The sequence below is a fragment of the Ideonella sp. genome (assembly GCF_036277275.1).
Taxonomy (GTDB): Bacteria; Pseudomonadota; Gammaproteobacteria; order Burkholderiales; family Burkholderiaceae_C; genus Ideonella.
This window is the reverse complement of the sequence record NZ_DASUNH010000146.1, coordinates 1-19,392: the sequence shown is the minus strand read 5'-3', so window position 1 is coordinate 19,392 and position 19,392 is coordinate 1. Positions and strand designations below refer to the sequence as shown.

The window sequence follows — 19,392 nt, the reverse complement described above, 5'->3', positions numbered from 1 at the left end:
CTCAGCAGACCCTGCCGTCGATGAACAACAACGCGAAGGTCGATGCCTTCAATGCCCGCATGAACGACTTCACCGCGCGCGTGAAGGACCATCAAGAGCGGCAGTTCGATTTCGATCGCTCGGGCGGCAGCGGGCCTGCGGCCGACCGAACCCGGCGCAACCTCGAGAAGGAAGCGGCGGCGCTCAAGAAAGAGGACGCCGACCTCAAGGCGGAGCATGCTCAGCTGCAAACGACTGGTGCCGGCGCCGACGACACGGTGGCCAAGCTGAACGTTCGCGTGAAGGCGCAGCAAGAACGCGCCGATTCATGGAACGCTCGCAGCAAGCAGTTGGTCGATGATCAGCAGGCCTACGAGGACGAGCGGATCAACTGGCTCGACAACTGTGGCAACCGTCGCTATAAGGAAGACGACGAGAAGGCGATCAAGGCAGGGAAGTAGTCGAATTCCGCTCCACCAATGAGGCAAAACGGCCTGCCAGTTGCCTGACAGGCCGCTTGTCTTGGGAGAGGTCGTTCAGACCGTCACTGTCTTCGCAGTGTCCGCATACTCTTCGATCTGATCGAAGTTCATGTAGCGGTAGATGCTGGCCGACTCCTTGGTCACGATGCCCATCTCGGCCTGGTACTCGGCCACGGTCGGGATGCGGCCCAGCTTCGATGCGATCGCGGCCAGTTCGGCCGAGGCGAGGAACACGTTCGAGTTCTTGCCCAGGCGGTTGGGGAAGTTGCGGGTCGAGGTCGAGATGACCGTTGCGCCTTCACGCACCTGCGCCTGATTGCCCATGCACAGCGAGCAGCCCGGCATCTCGGTGCGGGCACCGGCCGTGCCGAACGCGGCGTAGTGGCCTTCCTTGATCAGCTCGCTCTCGTCCATCTTGGTCGGCGGCGCGACCCACAGCTTGACCGGGATGTCGCGTTGGCCACCAAGCAACTTGGCCGCCGCGCGGAAGTGGCCGATGTTGGTCATGCACGACCCGATGAAGGCCTCGTCTATCTTGGTGCCGGCGACGTCGGACAGCAGCTTGGCGTCGTCCGGGTCGTTCGGGCAGCACAGCACTGGCTCCTTCAGCTCGTTCAGGTCGATCTCGATCACGGCGGCGTACTCGGCGTCGGCATCGGCGTGCATCAACTCGGGCTTGGCCAGCCAGGCCTCGACAGCCTTGATGCGGCGCTCCAGCGTGCGTTTGTCTTGGTAGCCGTCGGCGATCATGTTCTTCATCAGCACGATGTTGCTGGTGAGGTATTCCTTGATCGGTTCCGGGTTCAGCTTGACGGTGCAGCCGGCGGCCGAGCGTTCGGCGGACGCATCGCTCAGCTCGAAGGCCTGCTCGATCTTCAGGTCCGGCAGACCCTCGATCTCGAGGATGCGGCCCGAGAAGATGTTCTTCTTGCCTTGCTTGGCGACGGTCAACAGGCCGGCCTTGATCGCGTAGTAGGGGATCGCATGCACCAGGTCACGCAGCGTGACGCCCGGCTGCATCTGGCCCTTGAAGCGCACCAGCACCGATTCCGGCATGTCCAGCGGCATCACGCCGGTGGCGGCGCCAAAGGCGACCAGGCCGGAGCCGGCCGGGAATGAGATGCCGATCGGGAAGCGGGTGTGCGAGTCGCCGCCGGTGCCCACGGTGTCGGGCAGCAGCAGACGGTTCAGCCAGCTGTGGATGATGCCGTCGCCCGGGCGCAATGAAACGCCGCCGCGGTTGCTGATGAAGGTCGGCAGCTCGCGGTGCGTCTTCACGTCGACCGGCTTGGGGTAGGCCGCGGTGTGGCAAAAGCTCTGCATCACCAGGTCGGCGCTGAAGCCCAGGCAGGCCAGGTCCTTCAGCTCGTCGCGGGTCATCGGGCCGGTGGTGTCTTGCGAACCCACGGTGGTCATCTTCGGCTCGCAATACGTGCCCGGGCGGATGCCCTTTTGCTGCCCGTTCTCGACCGGCAGTCCACAGGCTCGGCCGACCATCTTCTGTGCCAGCGTGTAGCCCTTGCCGGTGTCGACCGGCGCTTTGGGCAGGCGGAATGTCGTCGAGGCGGGCAGGCCGAGGAACTCGCGGGCCTTGGTGGTCAGCGAGCGGCCGATGATCAGGTTGATGCGGCCGCCGGCGCGCACCTCGTCGAACAGTACGTCGCTCTTGAGCTTGAACTCGGCAACGGTCTCGCCGTTCTTCACGATCTTGCCGTCGTACGGCAGGATGTCGATCACGTCGCCCATCTCAAGCTTGGACACGTCGACCTCGATCGGCAGCGAGCCCGAATCTTCTTGCGTGTTGAAGAAGATCGGCGCGATCTTGCCGCCCAGCGTGACGCCGCCGAAGCGCTTGTTCGGCACGAACGGGATGTCCTCACCGGTGGCCCAGATGACCGAGTTGGTGGCGCTCTTGCGCGACGAACCGGTGCCCACGACGTCGCCCACATAGGCGACGACGTGGCCCTTCTTCTTCAGGTCCTCGATGAACTGCATCGGGCCGCGCTTGCCGTCTTCTTCCGGCTTGAAGGCAGCGCCCTCGCGGGTGTTCTTCAGCATCGCCAGGTAGTGCAGCGGGATGTCCGGGCGGCTCCAGGCATCGGGTGCGGGCGAGAGGTCGTCGGTGTTGGTTTCACCGGGCACCTTGAACACGGTGGCGGTGATCTTCTTGTCGACTTCGTGGCGCGAGGTGAACCACTCGGCGTCGGCCCAGCTCTGGATGACTTCCTTCGCCTTGGTGTTGCCGGCCTTGGCCTTCTCGGCGACGTCGTTGAAGAAGTCGAACATCAGCAGCGTCTTCTTCAGCGCGGTGGCTGCGACGCCGGCCACTTCGGCGTCGTCCAGCAGCTCGATCAGCGGGTGAACGTTGTAGCCGCCGACCATCGTGCCGAGCAACTCGGTGGCCTTGGCCTTGCTGATCAGGCCGACCTTGATGTCGCCATGCGCGACCGCGGCGAGGAAGCTGGCCTTGACCTTGGCAGCGTCGTCGACGCCCGGCGGCACGCGGTGGGTCAACAGATCCAGCAGGAAAGCTTCCTCGCCCGCCGGCGGGTTCTTGATCAACTCGATGACGTCGGCGGTCTGCTTGGCGTCGAGCGGCAGCGGCGGGATGCCGAGGGCGGCGCGTTCGGCGGCATGTTGGCGATAGGCTTGCAGCATGGCGGGGCTCTCCTGAAAGAACGGGGCGAGGGTTTCTACGCTATTTTATATCTTATATAAGACTTGCCAAGGCCCGAGCCGGCGCGTGGGCAGGCCGGAAGCCGCTGATTCTCCCGCAGACGGGCTTCGCTGCAAGGGCGGCCGCCCCGCGCCCGATCTGCGCTGAGGGTCGGGCGGCGCGGCCGGGCGGGCCCACGCGCCGCGCGGTCAAGAAAAAAGCCCGGCGACGCCGGGCTTTCTCGGTCCAGAGGGCGGGGCGACGCTCAGTTGCTCATCAGCCCCTGGGGGGCCTGGCCTTCTGCGGCCTTCTTGGCCGCGGCCTGCTTCTCGTGCATGCACTCGTCCACCAGTCGCTGGCCGGCCTTCACATCCATCAGCATCGACTTGTGGGCGATCTGCAGCATCAGCGTCTGGCCCTTGACGTCTTCCAGGCGCAGTGCCCCGGTCGACGACAGCACCGGCTTCATCGTGTATTTCAATTTCTTGAAAGACACGTCGACGTAGCCGTCGTACTTCGGGTTCGTGGTCACCTCGACGGCCTGGTTCATCTCGCACTGGTAGTCGCCGATGTGCGTCATCGCGGCAGCCTTCAGTTGCTCGGCGTCAGCGGCCGGCGGCGGCACTTCGGGCGGCGGTGCCTTCGGGGCGGCCTTGGCCGGCTTCTTGGCAGGCTTGGCAGCGGGTGCCGCGGCCTTGGCCGCGGGCGCTGCAGGTTTGGCCGCCGGTGCCGTGGCTTGGGCTTGGGCGACGGCTGCGGTGCCGGCCAGCCAGGCGGCGGCCAGCACGAAGGACAGGGTGCGGTTCAATGAACGGGGCATGGGTCAGAACTCCGGGGAACGGGGACAACGGGCGGCATTGTCCGGTTCCATTCAGTGGCAGGGGTGACCGAACGTTTCCGCCGAGGGTCTGGCATCAGTGCACTGCGCACTAAGTCACGCGTCGAAGAACTCCAGTCGCACTTCTGCAGGCAATTGAGGCCCACCAGCGAACGAGGTGCGGTGTGCGCGTTGCAGCACCTGCCAGAAGTAGCGGTAGCTGGCACGGTCGTGCAGTTGCTCGCGGCCGCGGTGGCCGTGGCGGATCGGCGCCCAGTTCGCGGTCCGCGCCGCCATGATGATCTCGATCGCCTGGTCGACCTCCGCGACGCTGGGCGCAAAGGCGTCGATGATCGGGCGGATCTGGTCGGGGTGGATGCTCCACATGCGCAGATAGCCCAGCTGACGCGATGCGCGCTCGGCCGCGGCCTGCAGTGCGGCCTCGTCCTTGAACTCGGTCACCACACAGTGTGAAGGCACCTTGGCGTGGCCGTGGCAGGCGGCGGCGATCTCCAGCTTGGCGCGCAGCACCAACGGATGCTCGAACTGGCCTTGCGCGCTCATCGCCGACTGAGGTATCGCGCCGCGGTGCGCCGAGACGAAGTCCATCAATCCGAACGACAGCGACTCGATGCGCGGGTGCGCCGCCAATGCCTGCACTTCGCGCAGCCCGCCGTGGGTTTCGATCAGCGCGTGCAAAGGGATGCGCCGCGCCAGGCCGGCTTGGTCGCTCAGGCGATCGATCTCGGCGGCGGCGGCCTGCAGCTCGGCTGCGCTGTCGATCTTGGGCAGCATCAGGTAGGCGGTTCGCGCACCTGCGCGCTCGACGATCTCGCGTGCCGTGTCGGCAAACGCTGGGTGGGTCGTTTGCGGCAGGCGCACGCCGACGCGGCCGAACTGGTTCAGGTCGCCCGTCAGCAGCTCGGCAATCAGGTGCGCGTGCTCGACCTCGCCGCCCACTGGCGCGCCGTCTTCGATGTCCAGCGTCACGTCGAAGGCCGGGCCGAGTTCGGCCTGCAGCGCCAGCGCCTTGCGCATGCGCACTTCGACTCCGGCATAGTGGTCGCAGACGGGCAGTTCGGGCAGCAGATCACCGGCGTCGAACAAGGCGTCGCGGGGGTGCACGAGATCAGGGCGGCTCATGGCGTGGTCCAGGCGGGGAAGGACTCAGGATTTTCGCTGCGCCACGATGAACAGGCGCGGGAAGGCCAACAAACGCTGGCCGTCGGCACGGGCCGGGTAGGCGGCGTCGATGCGCCTTTCGTACTCGGCCAGGAAGCTTTGCTGCCGCGACGCGTCCAGCGGGTCGAGGAACGGCCGCAGCCCGGTGCTGCGCAGCCACTGCACGATCGCGTGGGCGGAGGCCATTGGGTGGCGGTAGACCGTGTGCCAAACGTCGACCTGTGCGGCGTCGCGCGCCAGCAGGTCGTAGTACTGGCCGGCTTCCAGCAGCTGGCTGCGCACGGCACCGGCGCCGCCGATGGTGGCGGCCCAGGGCGCTGCGCCGGCCACTTCGCGCATCAGTTTGTGCGAAGGCTCGGCCAGGTTGTCCGGCATCTGCACCGCGAGCACACCGCCGGGTGCCAAGGTGGCGAACAGGCGCGGAATCAGCGTCGCGTGGTCGCCCAGCCATTGCAGCGAGGCGTTGGCATAGACCACGTCTGGCGCCTGGCCCTGGGGAGCCCAGCCAGCGATGTCACTGAGCTGGAAGTTCTGGCGCGGCAGGCGTTTTTGCGCATCGGCCAGCATCGCCGGCGAGTTGTCGGTGCCGATCACCTCGGCGCCGGGGAAGCGTTCGACCAGCAACTCGGTCGAGTTGCCGGGGCCGCAGCCGAGATCGTAGACACGGCGTGTCGCGGTCAGAGGCACGCGTGCCAGCAACTCTCGTGCGGGGCGGGTGCGCTCGTCTTCGAACTGCCGATAGAGGTTGGGGTTCCAGTCACTCATCGGGGCTCCTGCCAAAAGGAAAAAAGGCCGGGGGACGAATCCACCGGCCTTCGATCAGCTTGCGTTCAGCGCTGCGTTCAGAGCAGGTGCTTGACGCCTTCTTGCTCGCCCTGCAGCTCGGCCAGCGTCTTGTTGATGCACTCTTGCGAGAACGCATCGATCGGCAGGCCTTCGACGATCTTGTACTCGCCGTTCTCGGTCGTGACCGGGAAGCCGAACATCACGTCCTTCGGGATGCCGTATTCGCCGTTGCTGGGCACGCCCATCGTGACCCAGCCGCCGTTGCTGCCCAGGGCCCAGTCGCGCATGTGGTCGATCGCGGCGTTGGCGGCCGAGGCAGCCGACGACAGGCCACGCGCTTCGATGATCGCGGCGCCGCGCTTGCCGACGGTCGGCAGGAACACGTCCTTGTTCCAGACCTGGTCGTTGATCATGTCCTTGACCGAGGCGCCGTCGATGGTGGCGAAGCGGTAGTCGGCGTACATCGTGGGCGAGTGGTTGCCCCAGACGGCCAGCTGCTTGATCGACGCGACCGGCTTGCCGGTCTTGGCGGCGACCTGGCTCAGTGCGCGGTTGTGGTCCAGGCGCAGCATCGCGGTGAAGTTCTTGCGCGGCAGGTCCGGCGCGGCCTTCATCGCGATGTAGGCGTTGGTGTTGGCCGGGTTGCCGACCACCAGCACCTTGACGTTGCGCGACGCCACGGCGTTCAGGGCCTTGCCCTGGGCGGTGAAGATGGCGCCGTTGATCGACAGCAGCTCGGCGCGTTCCATGCCCGGGCCGCGGGGGCGCGAGCCGACCAGCAGCGCGTAGTCGGTGTCCTTGAACGCGGTCATCGGGTCGCTGTGGGCTTCCATCCCGGCCAGCAGCGGGAAGGCGCAGTCTTCCAGCTCCATCATCACGCCCTTGAGCGCCTTCTGGGCCTTTTCGTCGGGGATCTCCAGCAGCTGCAGGATGACGGGCTGGTCCTTGCCCAGCATTTCGCCCGAGGCGATGCGGAACAGCAGGGCATAACCGATCTGGCCGGCGGCGCCGGTCACAGCCACGCGGACGGGCTTCTTGCTCATGGTGAGGGTCTCCGAAGGGAAGGGAAGTGAATCCTGGGTCGGGTGCGCCGGCGGCCAAGAAAAAGAGGAAGGTCGCGCGCGAGCCGAAGCCGCAAGTGTAGCCGTGTGGGCCTCGGGTTGACCCTTGGATTCTGGTATTCTTATGTCTTATATAAGACACAGTTCTCATGGACGCCAGGCGCACGCCTGTGCTGCAATCGCGCCACCATGCCCGTTGACCTGCCGCCTCCTTCCGACGCCGACAGCCCCGCGCTGCCTGCCGGGCCGGCTTTCAGCCCACTGTACCAACAGATCAAGGCGCTGTTGCTGAAGAGTCTGCAGGGTGGCGAGTGGAAGCCGGGCGAGGCGATCCCGAGCGAGCTGGAGCTGGCCGGGCGCTTTCGTGTCAGCCAGGGCACGGTGCGAAAGGCCATCGACGAGCTGGCTACCGAGAACCTGCTGGTGCGCAGGCAAGGCAAGGGCACTTTCGTCGCGACCCATGCCGAAGAGCAGATCCAGTACCGCTTCCTGCGGCTGGCGCCCGACGAGGGGCCGCCATCTGGCATGGAGCGCCACTTTCTCGACTGCCGCCGCATGCGCGCGCCGGCCGAAGTGGCGCGCTCGCTGGCCTTGAAGGCGGGCGAGCCGGCGCTGTTGGTACGCCGCACGCTGTGGCGCAACCGCGCCCCTGTGGTGCTGGATGAGATCTGGCTGCCCGCCAATCTGTTCAAGGGCCTGACGGCCGAGCGGCTGGCGCAGTACGCCGGGCCGATGTACGGCCTGTTCGAGACCGAGTTCGGCGTGCGCATGATCCGCGCCGAGGAAAAAATCCGCGCGGTGGCCGCCGACGAGGTGACCGCCGAGCTGCTGCACGTGGCGCCGGGTGCGCCGCTGCTGAGCGTCGAGCGGCTGTCGCACACCTACGGCGACAAGCCGGTCGAGCTGCGCCGCGGCCTGTACAACACCACTTCGCATTACTACCGCAACGAGCTGAGTTGATGTCACGCAAGGAGCTGGGAGACCCTCGGCAAGCCCGGCGAAAGCTTGCTGCGCTGCAATAGAATCGATCGGTTTCACTGCGATTACGCGCAAGCGCTGATCACACGGATCCCGGACTTCTTCTCGAACGACAAGAGCGCCACACCAAGGACCCCGACATGGCCAATACGCTGCCCGGAACGCCGCCTTCACCGTCGGCCAAGCGCCCGGAATTCCGCAACATCAACGCGTTGACGGATCTCCCGAATTACCGACTACCGGCTGCCGGCATCGTCTCGATCCTGCACCGCATCAGCGGCTTCGTGCTGTTCCTGCTGATGCCCTTCGTGATCTGGCTGTTCGACGTCAGCATCACCTCAGAGATCTCTTACGAGTCGTTCCGCAGCGCCTTCCTGGCCGGCCTGGGCTTCCTGCCCGCATGGTTCGTCAAACTGGTCACGCTGGGCCTGATCTGGAGCTACCTGCACCACTTCGTCGCTGGCGTGCGCCACCTGTGGATGGACATGACGCACAGCGTCTCGCTCGCCCAAGGCAAGAGCTCGGCCGTCGCGACGCTGGTGATCAGCGTGGTGTTGACGGCGCTGCTCGGCGCCAAGCTGTTCGGCCTGTTCTGACACGGCCACGAAGGATTCACCCATGGCAATCAAACACGGTTCCAAGCGCCTGGTCGTCGGCGCGCACTACGGCTTTCGTGACTGGCTGGCGCAGCGCGTCACCGCCGTCCTGATGGCGCTGTTCACGGTCGCTCTGCTGTTGCAGATCCTGATCGGCGGCCCGATGGGCTACGAAAAATGGGCGGGCATCTTTTCCCGCCAGTGGATGAAGGTCTTTACCTTCGTCGTCATCGTCTCGCTGCTGTACCACGCCTGGGTCGGCATGCGCGACATCTGGATGGACTACATCAAGCCGGTGGGCCTGCGCCTGTCGCTGCAGGTGTTCACCATCGTGTGGCTGGTCGGCTGCGCCGGCTGGGCGATTCAAGTGTTGTGGAGACTGTGAACGTGGCCGCCTCGATTTCCAAACGCAAGTTCGATGTGGTCATCGTCGGTGCCGGTGGCTCCGGCATGCGCGCGTCGCTGCAGCTGTCGCTGGCCGGCCTGAACGTGGCCGTGCTGTCCAAGGTCTTCCCGACCCGCTCGCACACCGTGGCCGCGCAAGGCGGCATCGGCGCCTCGCTCGGCAACATGAGCGAAGACAACTGGCACTACCACTTCTTCGATACCGTCAAGGGCTCGGACTGGCTGGGTGACCAGGACGCGATCGAGTTCATGTGCCGCGAAGCGCCGAAGGTCGTCTACGAACTCGAGCACTTCGGCATGCCGTTCGACCGCAACCCCGACGGCACGATCTACCAGCGCCCGTTCGGCGGCCACACCGCCAACTACGGCGAGAAACCGGTGCAGCGCGCCTGCGCCGCGGCCGACCGCACCGGCCACGCGCTGTTGCACACGCTGTACCAGCAGAACGTCAAGGCGCGCACCAACTTCTTCGTCGAGTGGATGGCGCTGGACCTGATCCGCGACGCCGAAGGCGACTGCGTCGGCGTCACCGCACTGGAGATGGAAACCGGCGAGCTGCACATCCTCGAAGCCAAGACGGTGCTGATGGCCACCGGTGGCGCCGGCCGCATCTACGCAGCGTCGACCAATGCCTTCATCAACACCGGTGACGGCCTGGGCATGGCGGCGCGTGCCGGCATCCCGCTGGAAGACATGGAGTTCTGGCAGTTCCACCCGACCGGCGTGGCCGGCGCGGGCGTGCTGCTGACCGAGGGCTGCCGCGGCGAAGGCGCGATCCTGCGCAACAGCAACGGCGAACGCTTCATGGAGCGTTACGCCCCGACGCTGAAAGATCTGGCGCCGCGCGACTTCGTCTCGCGCTCGATGGACCAGGAAATCAAGGAAGGCCGAGGCTGCGGTCCGAACAAGGACTACGTGCTGCTCGACATGACCCACCTGGGGGCAGAGACGATCATGAAGCGTCTGCCCTCGGTGTTCGAGATCGGCCACAACTTCGCCAACGTCGACATCACGAAGGAGCCGATTCCCGTGGTGCCGACCATCCATTACCAGATGGGCGGCATCCCGACCAACATCCACGGTCAGGTGGTGGTGCCGAAGAACGGTGAACCGAACAGCGTGATCAACGGCCTGTACGCGGTGGGCGAATGCTCCTGCGTCAGTGTCCACGGCGCGAACCGCCTGGGCACCAACTCGTTGCTCGACCTCGTGGTGTTCGGCCGCGCGGCCGGCAACCACATCGTCGAGACGGCGCTGAAGACCAAGAACCACAAGCCGCTGCCGGCCGACGCGGCCGACCGCACGCTGGCCCGGCTGGCGCGCCTGGATGGCAACAAGAACGGCGAGTACGCGCAGGACGTCGCAGGCGACATCCGCGCGACGATGCAAAAGCATGCCGGCGTCTTCCGCACCCAGGCGGTCATGGACGAGGGTGTGGCCAAGATCAAGCAGGTCGCCGAACGCGTCAAGTCGATCGGCCTGAAGGACAACTCCAAGGTGTTCAACACCGCGCGCGTCGAGGCGCTGGAGGTCGAGAACCTGATCGAGGCCGCGCAGGCCACGATGGTCTCGGCCGCGGCCCGCCCCGAAAGCCGTGGCGCCCACGCCCACAACGACTATCCGAGCCGCGACGACACGAACTGGATGAAGCACACGCTGTGGTACTCGGAAGGCAACCGCCTGGACTACAAGCCGGTCAAGCTGACACCGCTGACGGTTGAATCCGTGCCGCCCAAGGTCCGTACCTTCTAAGGACATGACCAACCGCAACATCACAACGGAGCTGCCGGCCGAGCGCTGGGCCGCTTCCGAGCCGGCTGCGAGCTGGCGTGATTCGGCCACTGGCCGATTCACGTCCCCGCTCGCCCCCTCAGGGGATCGGTCGGTGTATTTGACGAACGAGGGGCTGAAGTGACTGAAAAACGTACGTTTGAGATCTACCGGTACGACCCGGACAAGGACGCCAAGCCCTACATGCAGACCATCGAGGTCGAGCTCGATGGACATGAGCGCATGCTGCTGGACGCGCTGGTCAAGCTGAAGGCGGTCGATCCGACGCTGTCGTTCCGCCGCTCGTGCCGCGAAGGCGTGTGCGGCTCGGACGCGATGAACATCAATGGCAAGAACGGCCTCGCGTGCCTGACCAACATGCGCACGCTGCCGGGCAAGATCGTGCTGCGCCCGCTGCCGGGTCTGCCGGTGGTGCGCGACCTGATCGTCGACATGACGCAGTTCTTCCAGCAGTACCACTCGATCAAGCCCTACCTCGTCAACGACACGCCGCCGCCCGAGAAAGAGCGCCTGCAGTCGCCTGAGGAGCGCGAGGAACTCGACGGCTTGTACGAGTGCATCCTGTGCGCGAGCTGCTCGACCAGCTGCCCCAGCTTCTGGTGGAACCCGGACAAGTTCGTCGGGCCGGCCGGTCTGTTGCAGGCCTACCGCTTCATCGCCGACAGCCGCGACGAAGCCACCAGTGAGCGCCTGGACAATCTGGAAGACCCGTACCGCCTGTTCCGCTGCCACACGATCATGAACTGTGTCGACGTTTGCCCGAAGGGCCTGAACCCGACCAAGGCGATCGGCAAGATCAAGGAATTGATGGTCCGCCGCGCTGTATGACCCCCCCCGAAGCGCCTTCGGCGCCTCCCCCCCAGGGGGGCGCACCCAGCGGACCGGCAGAGCCGGATCCGCGGCTGCTGCTTGGTTCGGTTGACCCCACCACGGTCAGTCGCCTCAAGTGGCGCTGCCGGCGCGGCCTGCTCGAAAACGACCTGTTCGTCGAACGCTTCTTTCGCCGCCACGAGGCCGGCTTGACGCTCGACCAGGTGCATGGGCTGCAGGGCCTGATGGACCTCTCAGACAACGATTTGCTGGACCTGCTGCTCGCGCGCAAAGAACCCGAAGGCGAGCTGGACCGTCCTGATGTGAAAGAAGTGCTGGCCTTGATGCGGGAACCCGGCTGAAGCCGGGGAGTGCCAGCGCCGCTGTAGAAGAATTTGCTCGAAAGGAACCGACGATGACCCCGTCCGACGTGAAAGCCACCCTGTCGTTCTCTGACGGCAGCCCCACCATGGACCTGCCGATCTACAAGGGCTCGATCGGGCCCGATGTGATCGACATCCGCAAGCTCTACGGCCAGACCGGCAAGTTCACCTACGACCCGGGCTTCCTGTCCACCGCGTCATGCAACTCGACCATCACCTACATCGATGGCGACAAGGGTGAGCTGCTGTACCGCGGCTACCCGATCGAGCAGCTCGCGGTGAACTGCGACTTCCTCGAGACCTGCTACCTGCTGCTGTACGGAGACCTGCCGAACGCGACCCAGAAGCAGGACTTCACCAGCCGCGTGACCAACCACACGATGGTCAACGAGCAGATGCAGTTCTTCCTGCGTGGTTTCCGCCGCGATGCGCACCCGATGGCCGTGATGACCGGCCTGGTCGGCGCGCTGTCGGCCTTCTATCACGACAGCACCGACATCAATAACCCCGAGCACCGCGAGATCGCCGCGATCCGCCTGATTGCGAAGATGCCGACGCTCGTGGCGATGGCCTACAAGTACACGATCGGCCAGCCCTACATCTATCCGAAGAACGACCTCACGTACGCCGGCAACTTCATGCGCATGATGTTCGCCACGCCGTGCGAGGAGTACAAGCCGAACGACGTGCTGGTGCGTGCGATGGACCGCATCTTCACGCTGCACGCCGACCACGAGCAGAACGCCTCGACCTCGACCGTGCGCCTGTGCGGCTCGTCGGGCACCAACCCGTTCGCGGCGATTGCGGCCGGCGTGGCCTGCCTGTGGGGCCCGGCTCACGGCGGCGCCAATGAAGCGGCGCTGAACATGCTGGGCGACATTCAGAAGCAAGGCGGCGTCGCGCGTATCGGCGAGTTCGTGGCCAAGGTCAAGGACAAGAACTCCGGCGTCAAGCTGATGGGCTTCGGCCACCGCGTCTACAAGAACTACGACCCGCGCGCCAAGCTGATGCGCGAGACCTGCCACGAGGTGCTGAACGCGCTCGGCCTGCAGAACGACCCGCTGTTCAAGCTGGCGATGGAGCTGGAGAAGATCGCGCTGGAAGACGAATACTTCGTCGCCCGCAAGCTCTACCCGAACGTCGACTTCTACTCGGGCATCGTGCAGCGCGCGATCGGCATCCCCGTGCCGCTGTTCACCGCGATCTTCGCGTTGGCCCGCACCGTCGGCTGGATCGCCCAGCTGAACGAGATGATCGGCGACCCCGAGTACAAGATCGGCCGCCCGCGCCAGCTCTATGTCGGCGCCGCCCCGCGCGACGTGAAGCCGCTGGCCCAGCGCTGATCACGACGGCGCCCGCGCCAACGACAAGGGCCACCTCGGTGGCCTTTTTTCATGGCGGCTCGCGCGGGTGCCTACTCGACGCCGCGCTCTTCCGATCGGAACGCGGTCCAGGTCAGCGAGATCGCCAGCGTGTGGTCCACCGTGCGGCCTATCAGCGGGCTGTCGCGGTTCGCCGAGCCTTTCACGGTCTCGACACTGGCGTGCAGCGCAAGGCGCCAATCGCGACCCAGCATGCGGGCCCACGACGTGCCCAGGCGCGTGGCCACCAAGCCTGAATGCGCCTCATAGGCGGGCCGGGTCTCGGTGGCGTAGATCGGCTCCACTCCGTAGTACATCTGGTTCAACGCACGGTTGCCAAACATCAAGCCGCCGTAGACCGATGGGTTCCAACCGGCGACACCCGGCAAGCGCCAGGTCACCCGCGGCTCGAAGGACGCACCGGCGAATTCGAGGTCGCGGTCGGCATCGAACACGGCGCGCAACGGCAGGTCCAGCCGCAAGGGCGGGCGCTTGCCATCGTCTCTCAACTCGCCCAGGTTGATGCGCAAGCTGGGGCCGATCTCCACCAGCGTGCCGATTGCCGGCATGCCCTCGCGCGCGCCGCTGTCGCGGCCATCGGAGCCGAAGGAGGCCGCGGCGCTGAAGTCCAGCTCCGCCCGCGGTGTGCGCAATGCGCGCAGGCCGGCCGAACCACTTTCGACACGGAAGATCGGGCCGCGCCAGGTGATGAACGGCAGCACGGTGGCGCTCTGGGCACGGCGCTCCGCGCCCGGGTAGACCGGGTGATCGGCGGCGACCATGAACAGCCCCGCGGTCCACAGCGGCGGGGCCACACCGGGAATGTTGCCGTCGGCGTCGGGTGCCGCCACTTCGGTCGTGGTGGGCGTGGTGGTCTGGGCGGTTGCCGCCCCCAGACCGGCCAGGGTGAGGGCTAGGCCGGCGCAGGGGTGAGTTGAGAGTTTTCGCGGTGTGGTCATGGAAGAGGCGTGGAGTTCGAAAGAGGTCGGATCTCAGGCCAGGCCGATGCGCACCGGGCTGGGCCCGGGGACGCGGTGCCACGCAGGCAACTGCGCGTTCGGCAGCAGTTCCTCTACTGCGCGGGTGGCCTGGTCGATCGCGCTGTGGGCATAGGCGTAGGCCCCGGCGTCGGCATTGGCAATCGCCACCCGGCCCCAGCCGCGGCGCGCACGCTCGCAGGGCAAGGGGCCTTGCGGCCAGTAGCGGTCCCAGGGGCGCATGTATTCATAGGTGTAGCCATGGGCCCAGCGGTTCACGGTGATGGCTTCGATATCGCGCGCTGCATCGAAGCCGAACTCACCGAGAGCGCCTTGCAGCAGCGTGCGGACCTGCTGCTCGAGGAAGTCGAAGCGCCAGCCCTGCAGCATCGCGCGGCCCTGCGACGCCTGAGCTCGCGCCGGTGCACCGTTGCCCGGCACGACCACCTTGCCCAGGTGCAGCAGGATCGGCTCGTCCGGCGATTGTGAATAGCGCTGCGAGCCCATGCTGACCGGAAAGTCCAGCGCGACATCGCCCCAGAAGCCATCGACCACGTTGAAGCCGTGCAGCCCTGCCTTCTGCCAGGCGCGCCAGTTGTTCAGCAGCACGGTGGTGTAGAGCAATGGTGTCTTGACCTGGTCGTTCAGCGCGTCGACCTGCGCCTTCGGCAACTCGTCGGTCAGGCGCGCAATCACCCGGTGCCAGCAGGCCAGCAGCACCTGGCGTGCGCGGACGATGCGTACGCGGCCCTGCGCGTCAACATAGCGCAGTTCGACCCGTTCGGCCTGCTTCGGTGGTCCCAGGTGGCGCAGGCCGACGACCGTGGCGCCGAGGCGGATGCGTACCGGTTCATCTGGTGCATCCAGCCGGGCGCGTTGCAGCGTGGCATCGACCAGCGCCTCCATCCCGGTGCCGGGCAGGGCGGACGGAATCAGCGATCTGACCAGCGCGCGCGCCACGCCGGCGTTGCCGTCCGGGAAGTGGTAGATGTAGTCATCCTGGCTTGCCATCAGCTGGCGGCCGCTGGGCGACATGCGGGCGTCGACGCCTTCGCCCAGGGCAAGCCCTTCGAAGCCCGGCAGGCCGGCGGCCCAGGCATCGAGCGCGGTCGTCGCGTCGATGCCTACGCCGAAATAGCCCTGCGTGTCGCCCTGGAAGAAGCGCAGCACCGTCGGATCGACCTGCCAGGCCTTCGACAGGAAGTCCCGGTAGCTCATGCCGGCCAGCGCGCTGCGGCGCGCAGCAGCTGTCTTCAGCTGCGGCAGCACATCACGCGGTGCGCCGAACAGCGCGGCGAGGCTGGCCTGCGCCGCGGGCGGCAGCGGGGTGCGCGCCAGCCAGTCCGCTGCGGCCTCTGCCTTGCCGTGGCGCACCAGCCGGTCGTCGCCCCAGGCCTCGCGGCCGAAGAACAGGCCCAGCAGTGTCAGGCCGTGTCGCTCGGACCAGCCCTTGTCGAAGAACTCGGTCCTGAAGCGTTCGAGCTCGATGCCGAGGTCCTTCAACAGGCCCGCCGCCGCGGGTGAAAACAGGCCCGGCGAGTCGAGCGACTGTGAGCCGCCATAACCGATCAGCTTGACGCCAGAGCGCGAGACGAACTCGTTGCGCCGCGCATGGCCCCCGATGTCGTCGAGCGCATCGAGCAGCAGCATGCGCACCGGCCGTCCGGCATGCTGGCGAAACAGGTGCGCGCCGGCCAGGCCACTCAAGCCTGCGCCGACGACGACCAGGTCTTCGATGTCGGGGTCGACCTCGGCCGCGACGTCGCGAAAGTGCGTTGGGTCGTCGCGCCAGGCGTGCGCGTGGGCATTGACCTCGTCGGTCTGGCCTTGCAGACCGCTGCGCAGCGCGACGGGGTCCGCCTCGGGGGCGGCGGCTGCGGCAAGGGGCGCGGCGGCCAGCGCAACGCCGTTGAGAAAGTCGCGGCGCGTGATCTCGGGCAATGGCATCGGGTAGGGCTGGTGTCGCCGGGGCTCGCGCCGTTGCGGCGATTACGGATGTGGCGTCCAAAACCAGGCTCGATCATGGCATGGCCGCGTGAGCCGGCAGGGGATATCCAAATGCACCGTTCGACACCGCTCCGTCCGCTCTCATGGTTGACGGCGCTGGCGTCATCGGCGGCCCCGGCCGGCTGCGCGGGCACGTCACCGAGCGGGCCGAGCGTGCCCGCGGTGGCCGCCGCCTCATGGCCTGCCGAAGCGGCGCCGCAATCGGTCGATTGCCCTGCCGGCCTGCCCGAAGGCACCCGCTGCCTCGGCGGCCGGGACAGCGCCGGCGCGTTCTACCGCATGGCGATCCCCGCCCACTGGCAGGGCGACCTGGTGGTGCATGCGCATGGTGGCCCGTCGCTCGGCGAGCCCAAGGTCGAACGGGCGATCGAAGACCTGCAGCGCTGGGCGATCATGGTGCGCACCGGGTATGCCTGGGTCGGCTCGACCTTCCACCAGGGTGGCGTGGCGGTGGTGTCGGCCGCCGAAGATACCGAGCGCGTGCGACGCATCTTCGTCAACCACGTCTCCAACCTGGATGCGCGCTACTCGTGACCGCTCCTAAAGCCCGGGCGACGCGTCAGCAGCAACCGCACGCCACCACGTGGCCGCAGCGTCACGTTCATCACCGGCTCGACAGGACTTGCGCCCGGTGGCAGTGCCAGGGTGTAACGCTGCAGCAGCAGCGCCGCTACCAGCGTCATCTCCAGCATCGCGAAGTGCTGGCCGATGCACACCCGCGGCCCGCTGCCGAAGGGCATCCACGCTCCGCGCGGCGGCGGGGGCGCATCGGGCAGGAAACGTTCGGGCAGGAAGCGGGCCGGTTCGCTGAACGACCGCGGATCGCGCTGCAGCACCCACGGCGTGATGCGCAGCATCGCCCCGCTCTGGATGGTCCAACCGCCGAGCGTGATGTCACGCGTCGTGCGCCGCGTCATCACCGCGGCGATCGGCGGGTACAGCCGCATGGCTTCCTTCAGTGTGGCGGTCAGCCAGGGCAGTGCCGGCAGGTCTTCGGCACCGGGTTCGCGCGAGCCCAGTACGGCGTCGACCTCCTGTTGTGCGCGGCGGGCGGCCTCGGGGTGTTCGGCCATCAGGCGGCTCCACCACAGCAGCGCGGTGGCCGAGGTTTCGTGGCCCGCCTGGAAGCTGACCATGCACTGGTCGAACACCTCTTGGTCCGACAGGGCGGCGTTCGTGCCCTCGTCGCGCAGCGCCAGCAAGTGGGCGAGCAGATCGTCGCGGGGTGTGTCGGCCGATTCGGTGCGCCGCGCCGCAATGTGCCGCCCCACCAGACCACGCAGCGCCTTCAGCGCGCGGCGCTTCTTTGCCTTGCCGGGCAGCGGCAGCCAGTCGGGCAAGGTCATCGGCCAGAACATCTCGCGTATCGCCGCCTCCGACAGCACCTGCGTCGCGTCGGCTGCATCGCGCGCGTCGCGCGACGCCCGGCTGGTGAACAGCGTGCGCATGATCACGTCCATCGCGACCTTGGTCCACAGCGCATCCATCTCGACCAGGCCCTGGGCCTGACCGGCGGGCACGGCCTGGTCCAGCGCGTCCAACGCGGCGTCACGCATCAACGCGGCATAGCCGGCCACGCGCTTGGGTGAGAACGCCGGCTGCAGCATGCGGCGCTGGCGCTGCCAGGTCGCACCTTCGGTCACCAGCACGCTCTGGCCGAAGACCTGCTCGAAGATCTCGATGCCACGCTGCCAACGGATCATCGCGTCGGCATGGTCGACCAGCGCTTCGCGCACCAGCTCCGGTGTGAACAGGTCGTAGGCCCTCTCGGGCCCGATGTGCATGAAGGTGATATCGCCGTGCTCGCGGTGCAGACCGTCCGTGAAACCCAGGTAATCGGCCTTCATCTCGCGCAGCAGCGGCAGGCCCCACCAGCGCCGACGAGGACCGGGCGGTTTGCCATCGGCAGGGCGGGCGGCGGTGGTGGCTTGGGGGTTCTCGGCGGTCGTGGTGGCGAGGTTCATGCGCCGAAGTGTGAACCTGTCGGCAAGAGACCGTCTTGAACGATTTCGACACCGCGGGGGCATTGTGGTCGGTGCGCCCGATCCGCCCGAGCAAGGCCTCTACACTGCCTGTATGCCTCTCGATACTGCAGCAGCGCCGGCCTTGTCGACGGCCGTCAATCGCCTGTGGCTGCCGCGCGTGTCGCTCAGCGCCTGCGTGCGCGGCGTGATGGGGCGCAACACCTGCGGCGTGGCCCTCAGCGACGCACAACGCCTGAGCTACTTTCCCGCCTCGCCGCTGTGCACGCTCAGCTGGTGGTTCGAGGGCGAAGCCCAGATGCTGCCGTTCGGCGAGCCGCAAGGGCCGGTGGTGCGCATGCCGGGGCGCTTCGTGTTCGGCGGCCCTTACCGCGGGCCCACGCTGTGGCGCAACCCGGGCCCGACGCACGGCATGATGCTGCTGTTGTTGCCCGACGCAATGCACCATCTGGTGGGGCTCGAAGCGGACCATTGGGTCGACCGCTTCGACGATGCGGCCCAGGTGCTGCCGCCGGACTGGATCGCGATGTGCGAAGCGGTCCAAGCCGCAGCGGACGACGACGCCCGCGTCCGGCTGATCGAGGACTTTCTCGATCCGCGCTGGCAGGCGGCTCGTCCGCACATGGCGCTGGCAGGCCACCGCTACGGAGATTGGGCCCAGGGCCTGGCACTGCGGGCGGCGACCTCACACCCTGGCCGCAGCTTGCGCCAGATGGAGCGGCGCATCAAGCAATGGGCTGGCCAGTCGATGCGCGAGCTGCGCGGCATCGCGCGCGCCGAGCAGGCGTTCCTCGACGTGGCAGCTTCCGGGCAGCCGGACTGGGCGGCGGTGGCCGCGAGCGGCGGCTACTCCGACCAGTCACACCTGTGCCGCGAGACGCGGCGGGTGACCGGCTTCAGCCCGGCCGAGCTGTACCGCCTCATTGCCGAGAACGAATCGTTCTGGGCCTATCGACTGTGGACCTGAGCCCCAGGCTCCCGGCAACGACGGGCCGCCCCTAGTGTAGTGTTCGATTCTTGATCGAACTTAAATTAGCTTTACCGCTCCAATGGTCTACTTCGGTCTGCATTGGAGCGAGCAATTGCGAGTTGCCCCGGTCGTCGTCCTCAGTGAAGAGCAAGAAGCCGAGTTGATCAAG

17 protein-coding genes and 1 pseudogene are annotated in these 19,392 nt (G+C 66.8%); 10 read left to right on the top strand and 8 right to left on the bottom strand.

From position 1 onward, the window contains the following. Positions 1-440 (top strand): annotated as a pseudogene (locus VFY73_RS25425) (hypothetical protein); the annotation flags it as partial. 75 nt (positions 441-515) lie between these two features. On the opposite strand, the gene acnB reads toward VFY73_RS25425, so the two are convergent. From acnB to VFY73_RS25400, 5 genes are all read right to left on the bottom strand, one after another. Beyond that, positions 516-3,119, bottom strand: coding sequence for a bifunctional aconitate hydratase 2/2-methylisocitrate dehydratase (acnB, locus tag VFY73_RS25420; protein ID WP_329724134.1), 2,604 nt, complete (start codon positions 3,117-3,119; stop codon positions 516-518). A 263-nt stretch (positions 3,120-3,382) separates the two neighbouring features. Next, positions 3,383-3,937: a hypothetical protein gene (locus VFY73_RS25415; protein ID WP_329724133.1), complete on the bottom strand. Its 555-nt coding sequence runs from the start codon at positions 3,935-3,937 to the stop codon at positions 3,383-3,385. Between the two features lie 114 nt (positions 3,938-4,051). After that, entirely contained in the window at positions 4,052-5,077 is a 1,026-nt protein-coding gene (locus tag VFY73_RS25410; protein WP_329724131.1) for an HpcH/HpaI aldolase/citrate lyase family protein, read from the bottom strand. A gap of 24 nt (positions 5,078-5,101) precedes the next feature. Next, a complete protein-coding gene (gene tam, locus VFY73_RS25405; RefSeq protein ID WP_329724129.1) occupies positions 5,102-5,881 on the bottom strand; it encodes a trans-aconitate 2-methyltransferase in 780 nt (259 codons plus the stop codon). Positions 5,882-5,958: 77 nt separating this feature from the next. Beyond that, positions 5,959-6,945 carry a malate dehydrogenase gene (locus VFY73_RS25400; RefSeq protein ID WP_329724127.1) on the bottom strand — a complete coding sequence of 329 codons (987 nt, stop codon included), beginning with the start codon at positions 6,943-6,945 and terminating at the stop codon, positions 5,959-5,961. Positions 6,946-7,152: 207 nt separating this feature from the next. Between VFY73_RS25400 and VFY73_RS25395 the strand changes: the two genes are divergently transcribed. From VFY73_RS25395 to gltA, 7 genes are all read left to right on the top strand, one after another. Next, the gene (locus VFY73_RS25395; protein ID WP_329724125.1) at positions 7,153-7,923 is read left to right on the top strand and encodes a GntR family transcriptional regulator; all 771 of its coding nucleotides are present in this window, start codon (positions 7,153-7,155) and stop codon (positions 7,921-7,923) included. Between the two features lie 158 nt (positions 7,924-8,081). Beyond that, positions 8,082-8,537, top strand: a complete 456-nt coding sequence (gene sdhC, locus VFY73_RS25390) for a succinate dehydrogenase, cytochrome b556 subunit (RefSeq protein WP_329724123.1) — start codon at positions 8,082-8,084, stop codon at positions 8,535-8,537. A gap of 22 nt (positions 8,538-8,559) precedes the next feature. Continuing rightward, positions 8,560-8,922, top strand: coding sequence for a succinate dehydrogenase, hydrophobic membrane anchor protein (sdhD, locus tag VFY73_RS25385; RefSeq protein ID WP_329724121.1), 363 nt, complete (start codon positions 8,560-8,562; stop codon positions 8,920-8,922). 65 nt (positions 8,923-8,987) lie between these two features. After that, complete coding sequence (gene sdhA, locus VFY73_RS25380) at positions 8,988-10,694, top strand: succinate dehydrogenase flavoprotein subunit (protein ID WP_329724139.1); 1,707 nt, start codon at positions 8,988-8,990, stop codon at positions 10,692-10,694. A gap of 159 nt (positions 10,695-10,853) precedes the next feature. Further along, complete coding sequence (locus VFY73_RS25375; RefSeq protein WP_329724119.1) at positions 10,854-11,561, top strand: succinate dehydrogenase iron-sulfur subunit; 708 nt, start codon at positions 10,854-10,856, stop codon at positions 11,559-11,561. A gap of 77 nt (positions 11,562-11,638) precedes the next feature. Beyond that, positions 11,639-11,905, top strand: a complete 267-nt coding sequence (locus tag VFY73_RS25370) for a succinate dehydrogenase assembly factor 2 (protein ID WP_414654530.1) — start codon at positions 11,639-11,641, stop codon at positions 11,903-11,905. Positions 11,906-11,958: 53 nt separating this feature from the next. Next, a complete protein-coding gene (gene gltA, locus VFY73_RS25365; protein WP_329724117.1) occupies positions 11,959-13,269 on the top strand; it encodes a citrate synthase in 1,311 nt (436 codons plus the stop codon). Between the two features lie 71 nt (positions 13,270-13,340). Here gltA and VFY73_RS25360 read toward each other — a convergent pair whose 3' ends face one another. Both VFY73_RS25360 and VFY73_RS25355 read right to left on the bottom strand, forming a co-directional pair. Next, positions 13,341-14,246: a MipA/OmpV family protein gene (locus VFY73_RS25360; RefSeq protein WP_329724115.1), complete on the bottom strand. Its 906-nt coding sequence runs from the start codon at positions 14,244-14,246 to the stop codon at positions 13,341-13,343. Between the two features lie 33 nt (positions 14,247-14,279). Further along, positions 14,280-16,211, bottom strand: coding sequence for an NAD(P)-binding protein (locus VFY73_RS25355; RefSeq protein ID WP_329724113.1), 1,932 nt, complete (start codon positions 16,209-16,211; stop codon positions 14,280-14,282). Positions 16,212-16,322: 111 nt separating this feature from the next. On the opposite strand from VFY73_RS25355, the gene VFY73_RS25350 reads away from it, so the two are divergent. Beyond that, positions 16,323-16,805 carry a hypothetical protein gene (locus VFY73_RS25350; protein WP_329724111.1) on the top strand — a complete coding sequence of 161 codons (483 nt, stop codon included), beginning with the start codon at positions 16,323-16,325 and terminating at the stop codon, positions 16,803-16,805. Here VFY73_RS25350 and VFY73_RS25345 read toward each other — a convergent pair. Next, positions 16,796-18,235 (bottom strand): cytochrome P450, encoded by a 1,440-nt coding sequence (locus VFY73_RS25345; RefSeq protein WP_329724109.1) that lies wholly within the window; start codon positions 18,233-18,235, stop codon positions 16,796-16,798. The two genes, VFY73_RS25350 and VFY73_RS25345, sit on opposite strands and share 10 nt — an antisense overlap. A 112-nt stretch (positions 18,236-18,347) precedes the next feature. Here VFY73_RS25345 and VFY73_RS25340 point away from each other — a divergent pair, with 112 nt between their 5' ends. After that, positions 18,348-19,220 (top strand): helix-turn-helix domain-containing protein, encoded by an 873-nt coding sequence (locus tag VFY73_RS25340; RefSeq protein ID WP_329724107.1) that lies wholly within the window; start codon positions 18,348-18,350, stop codon positions 19,218-19,220. Positions 19,221-19,392 lie beyond the last annotated feature (172 nt).

Bases quoted from the DNA above. Each gene is read 5' to 3' on its own strand.
- VFY73_RS25410 (WP_329724131.1), bottom strand. From the start codon at position 5,077: ATGAGCCGCCCTGATCTCGTGCACCCCCGCGACGCCTTGTTCGACGCC.
- VFY73_RS25360 (WP_329724115.1), bottom strand. From the start codon at position 14,246: ATGACCACACCGCGAAAACTCTCAACTCACCCCTGCGCCGGCCTAGCC.
- sdhD (WP_329724121.1), top strand. From the start codon at position 8,560: ATGGCAATCAAACACGGTTCCAAGCGCCTGGTCGTCGGCGCGCACTAC.
- tam (WP_329724129.1), bottom strand. From the start codon at position 5,881: ATGAGTGACTGGAACCCCAACCTCTATCGGCAGTTCGAAGACGAGCGC.
- sdhA (WP_329724139.1), top strand. From the start codon at position 8,988: ATGCGCGCGTCGCTGCAGCTGTCGCTGGCCGGCCTGAACGTGGCCGTG.
- VFY73_RS25415 (WP_329724133.1), bottom strand. From the start codon at position 3,937: ATGCCCCGTTCATTGAACCGCACCCTGTCCTTCGTGCTGGCCGCCGCC.
- VFY73_RS25345 (WP_329724109.1), bottom strand. From the start codon at position 18,235: ATGAACCTCGCCACCACGACCGCCGAGAACCCCCAAGCCACCACCGCC.
- VFY73_RS25340 (WP_329724107.1), top strand. From the start codon at position 18,348: ATGCCTCTCGATACTGCAGCAGCGCCGGCCTTGTCGACGGCCGTCAAT.
- sdhC (WP_329724123.1), top strand. From the start codon at position 8,082: ATGGCCAATACGCTGCCCGGAACGCCGCCTTCACCGTCGGCCAAGCGC.
- VFY73_RS25395 (WP_329724125.1), top strand. From the start codon at position 7,153: ATGCCCGTTGACCTGCCGCCTCCTTCCGACGCCGACAGCCCCGCGCTG.
- VFY73_RS25400 (WP_329724127.1), bottom strand. From the start codon at position 6,945: ATGAGCAAGAAGCCCGTCCGCGTGGCTGTGACCGGCGCCGCCGGCCAG.
- VFY73_RS25350 (WP_329724111.1), top strand. From the start codon at position 16,323: ATGCACCGTTCGACACCGCTCCGTCCGCTCTCATGGTTGACGGCGCTG.
- acnB (WP_329724134.1), bottom strand. From the start codon at position 3,119: ATGCTGCAAGCCTATCGCCAACATGCCGCCGAACGCGCCGCCCTCGGC.
- gltA (WP_329724117.1), top strand. From the start codon at position 11,959: ATGACCCCGTCCGACGTGAAAGCCACCCTGTCGTTCTCTGACGGCAGC.
- VFY73_RS25355 (WP_329724113.1), bottom strand. From the start codon at position 16,211: ATGCCATTGCCCGAGATCACGCGCCGCGACTTTCTCAACGGCGTTGCG.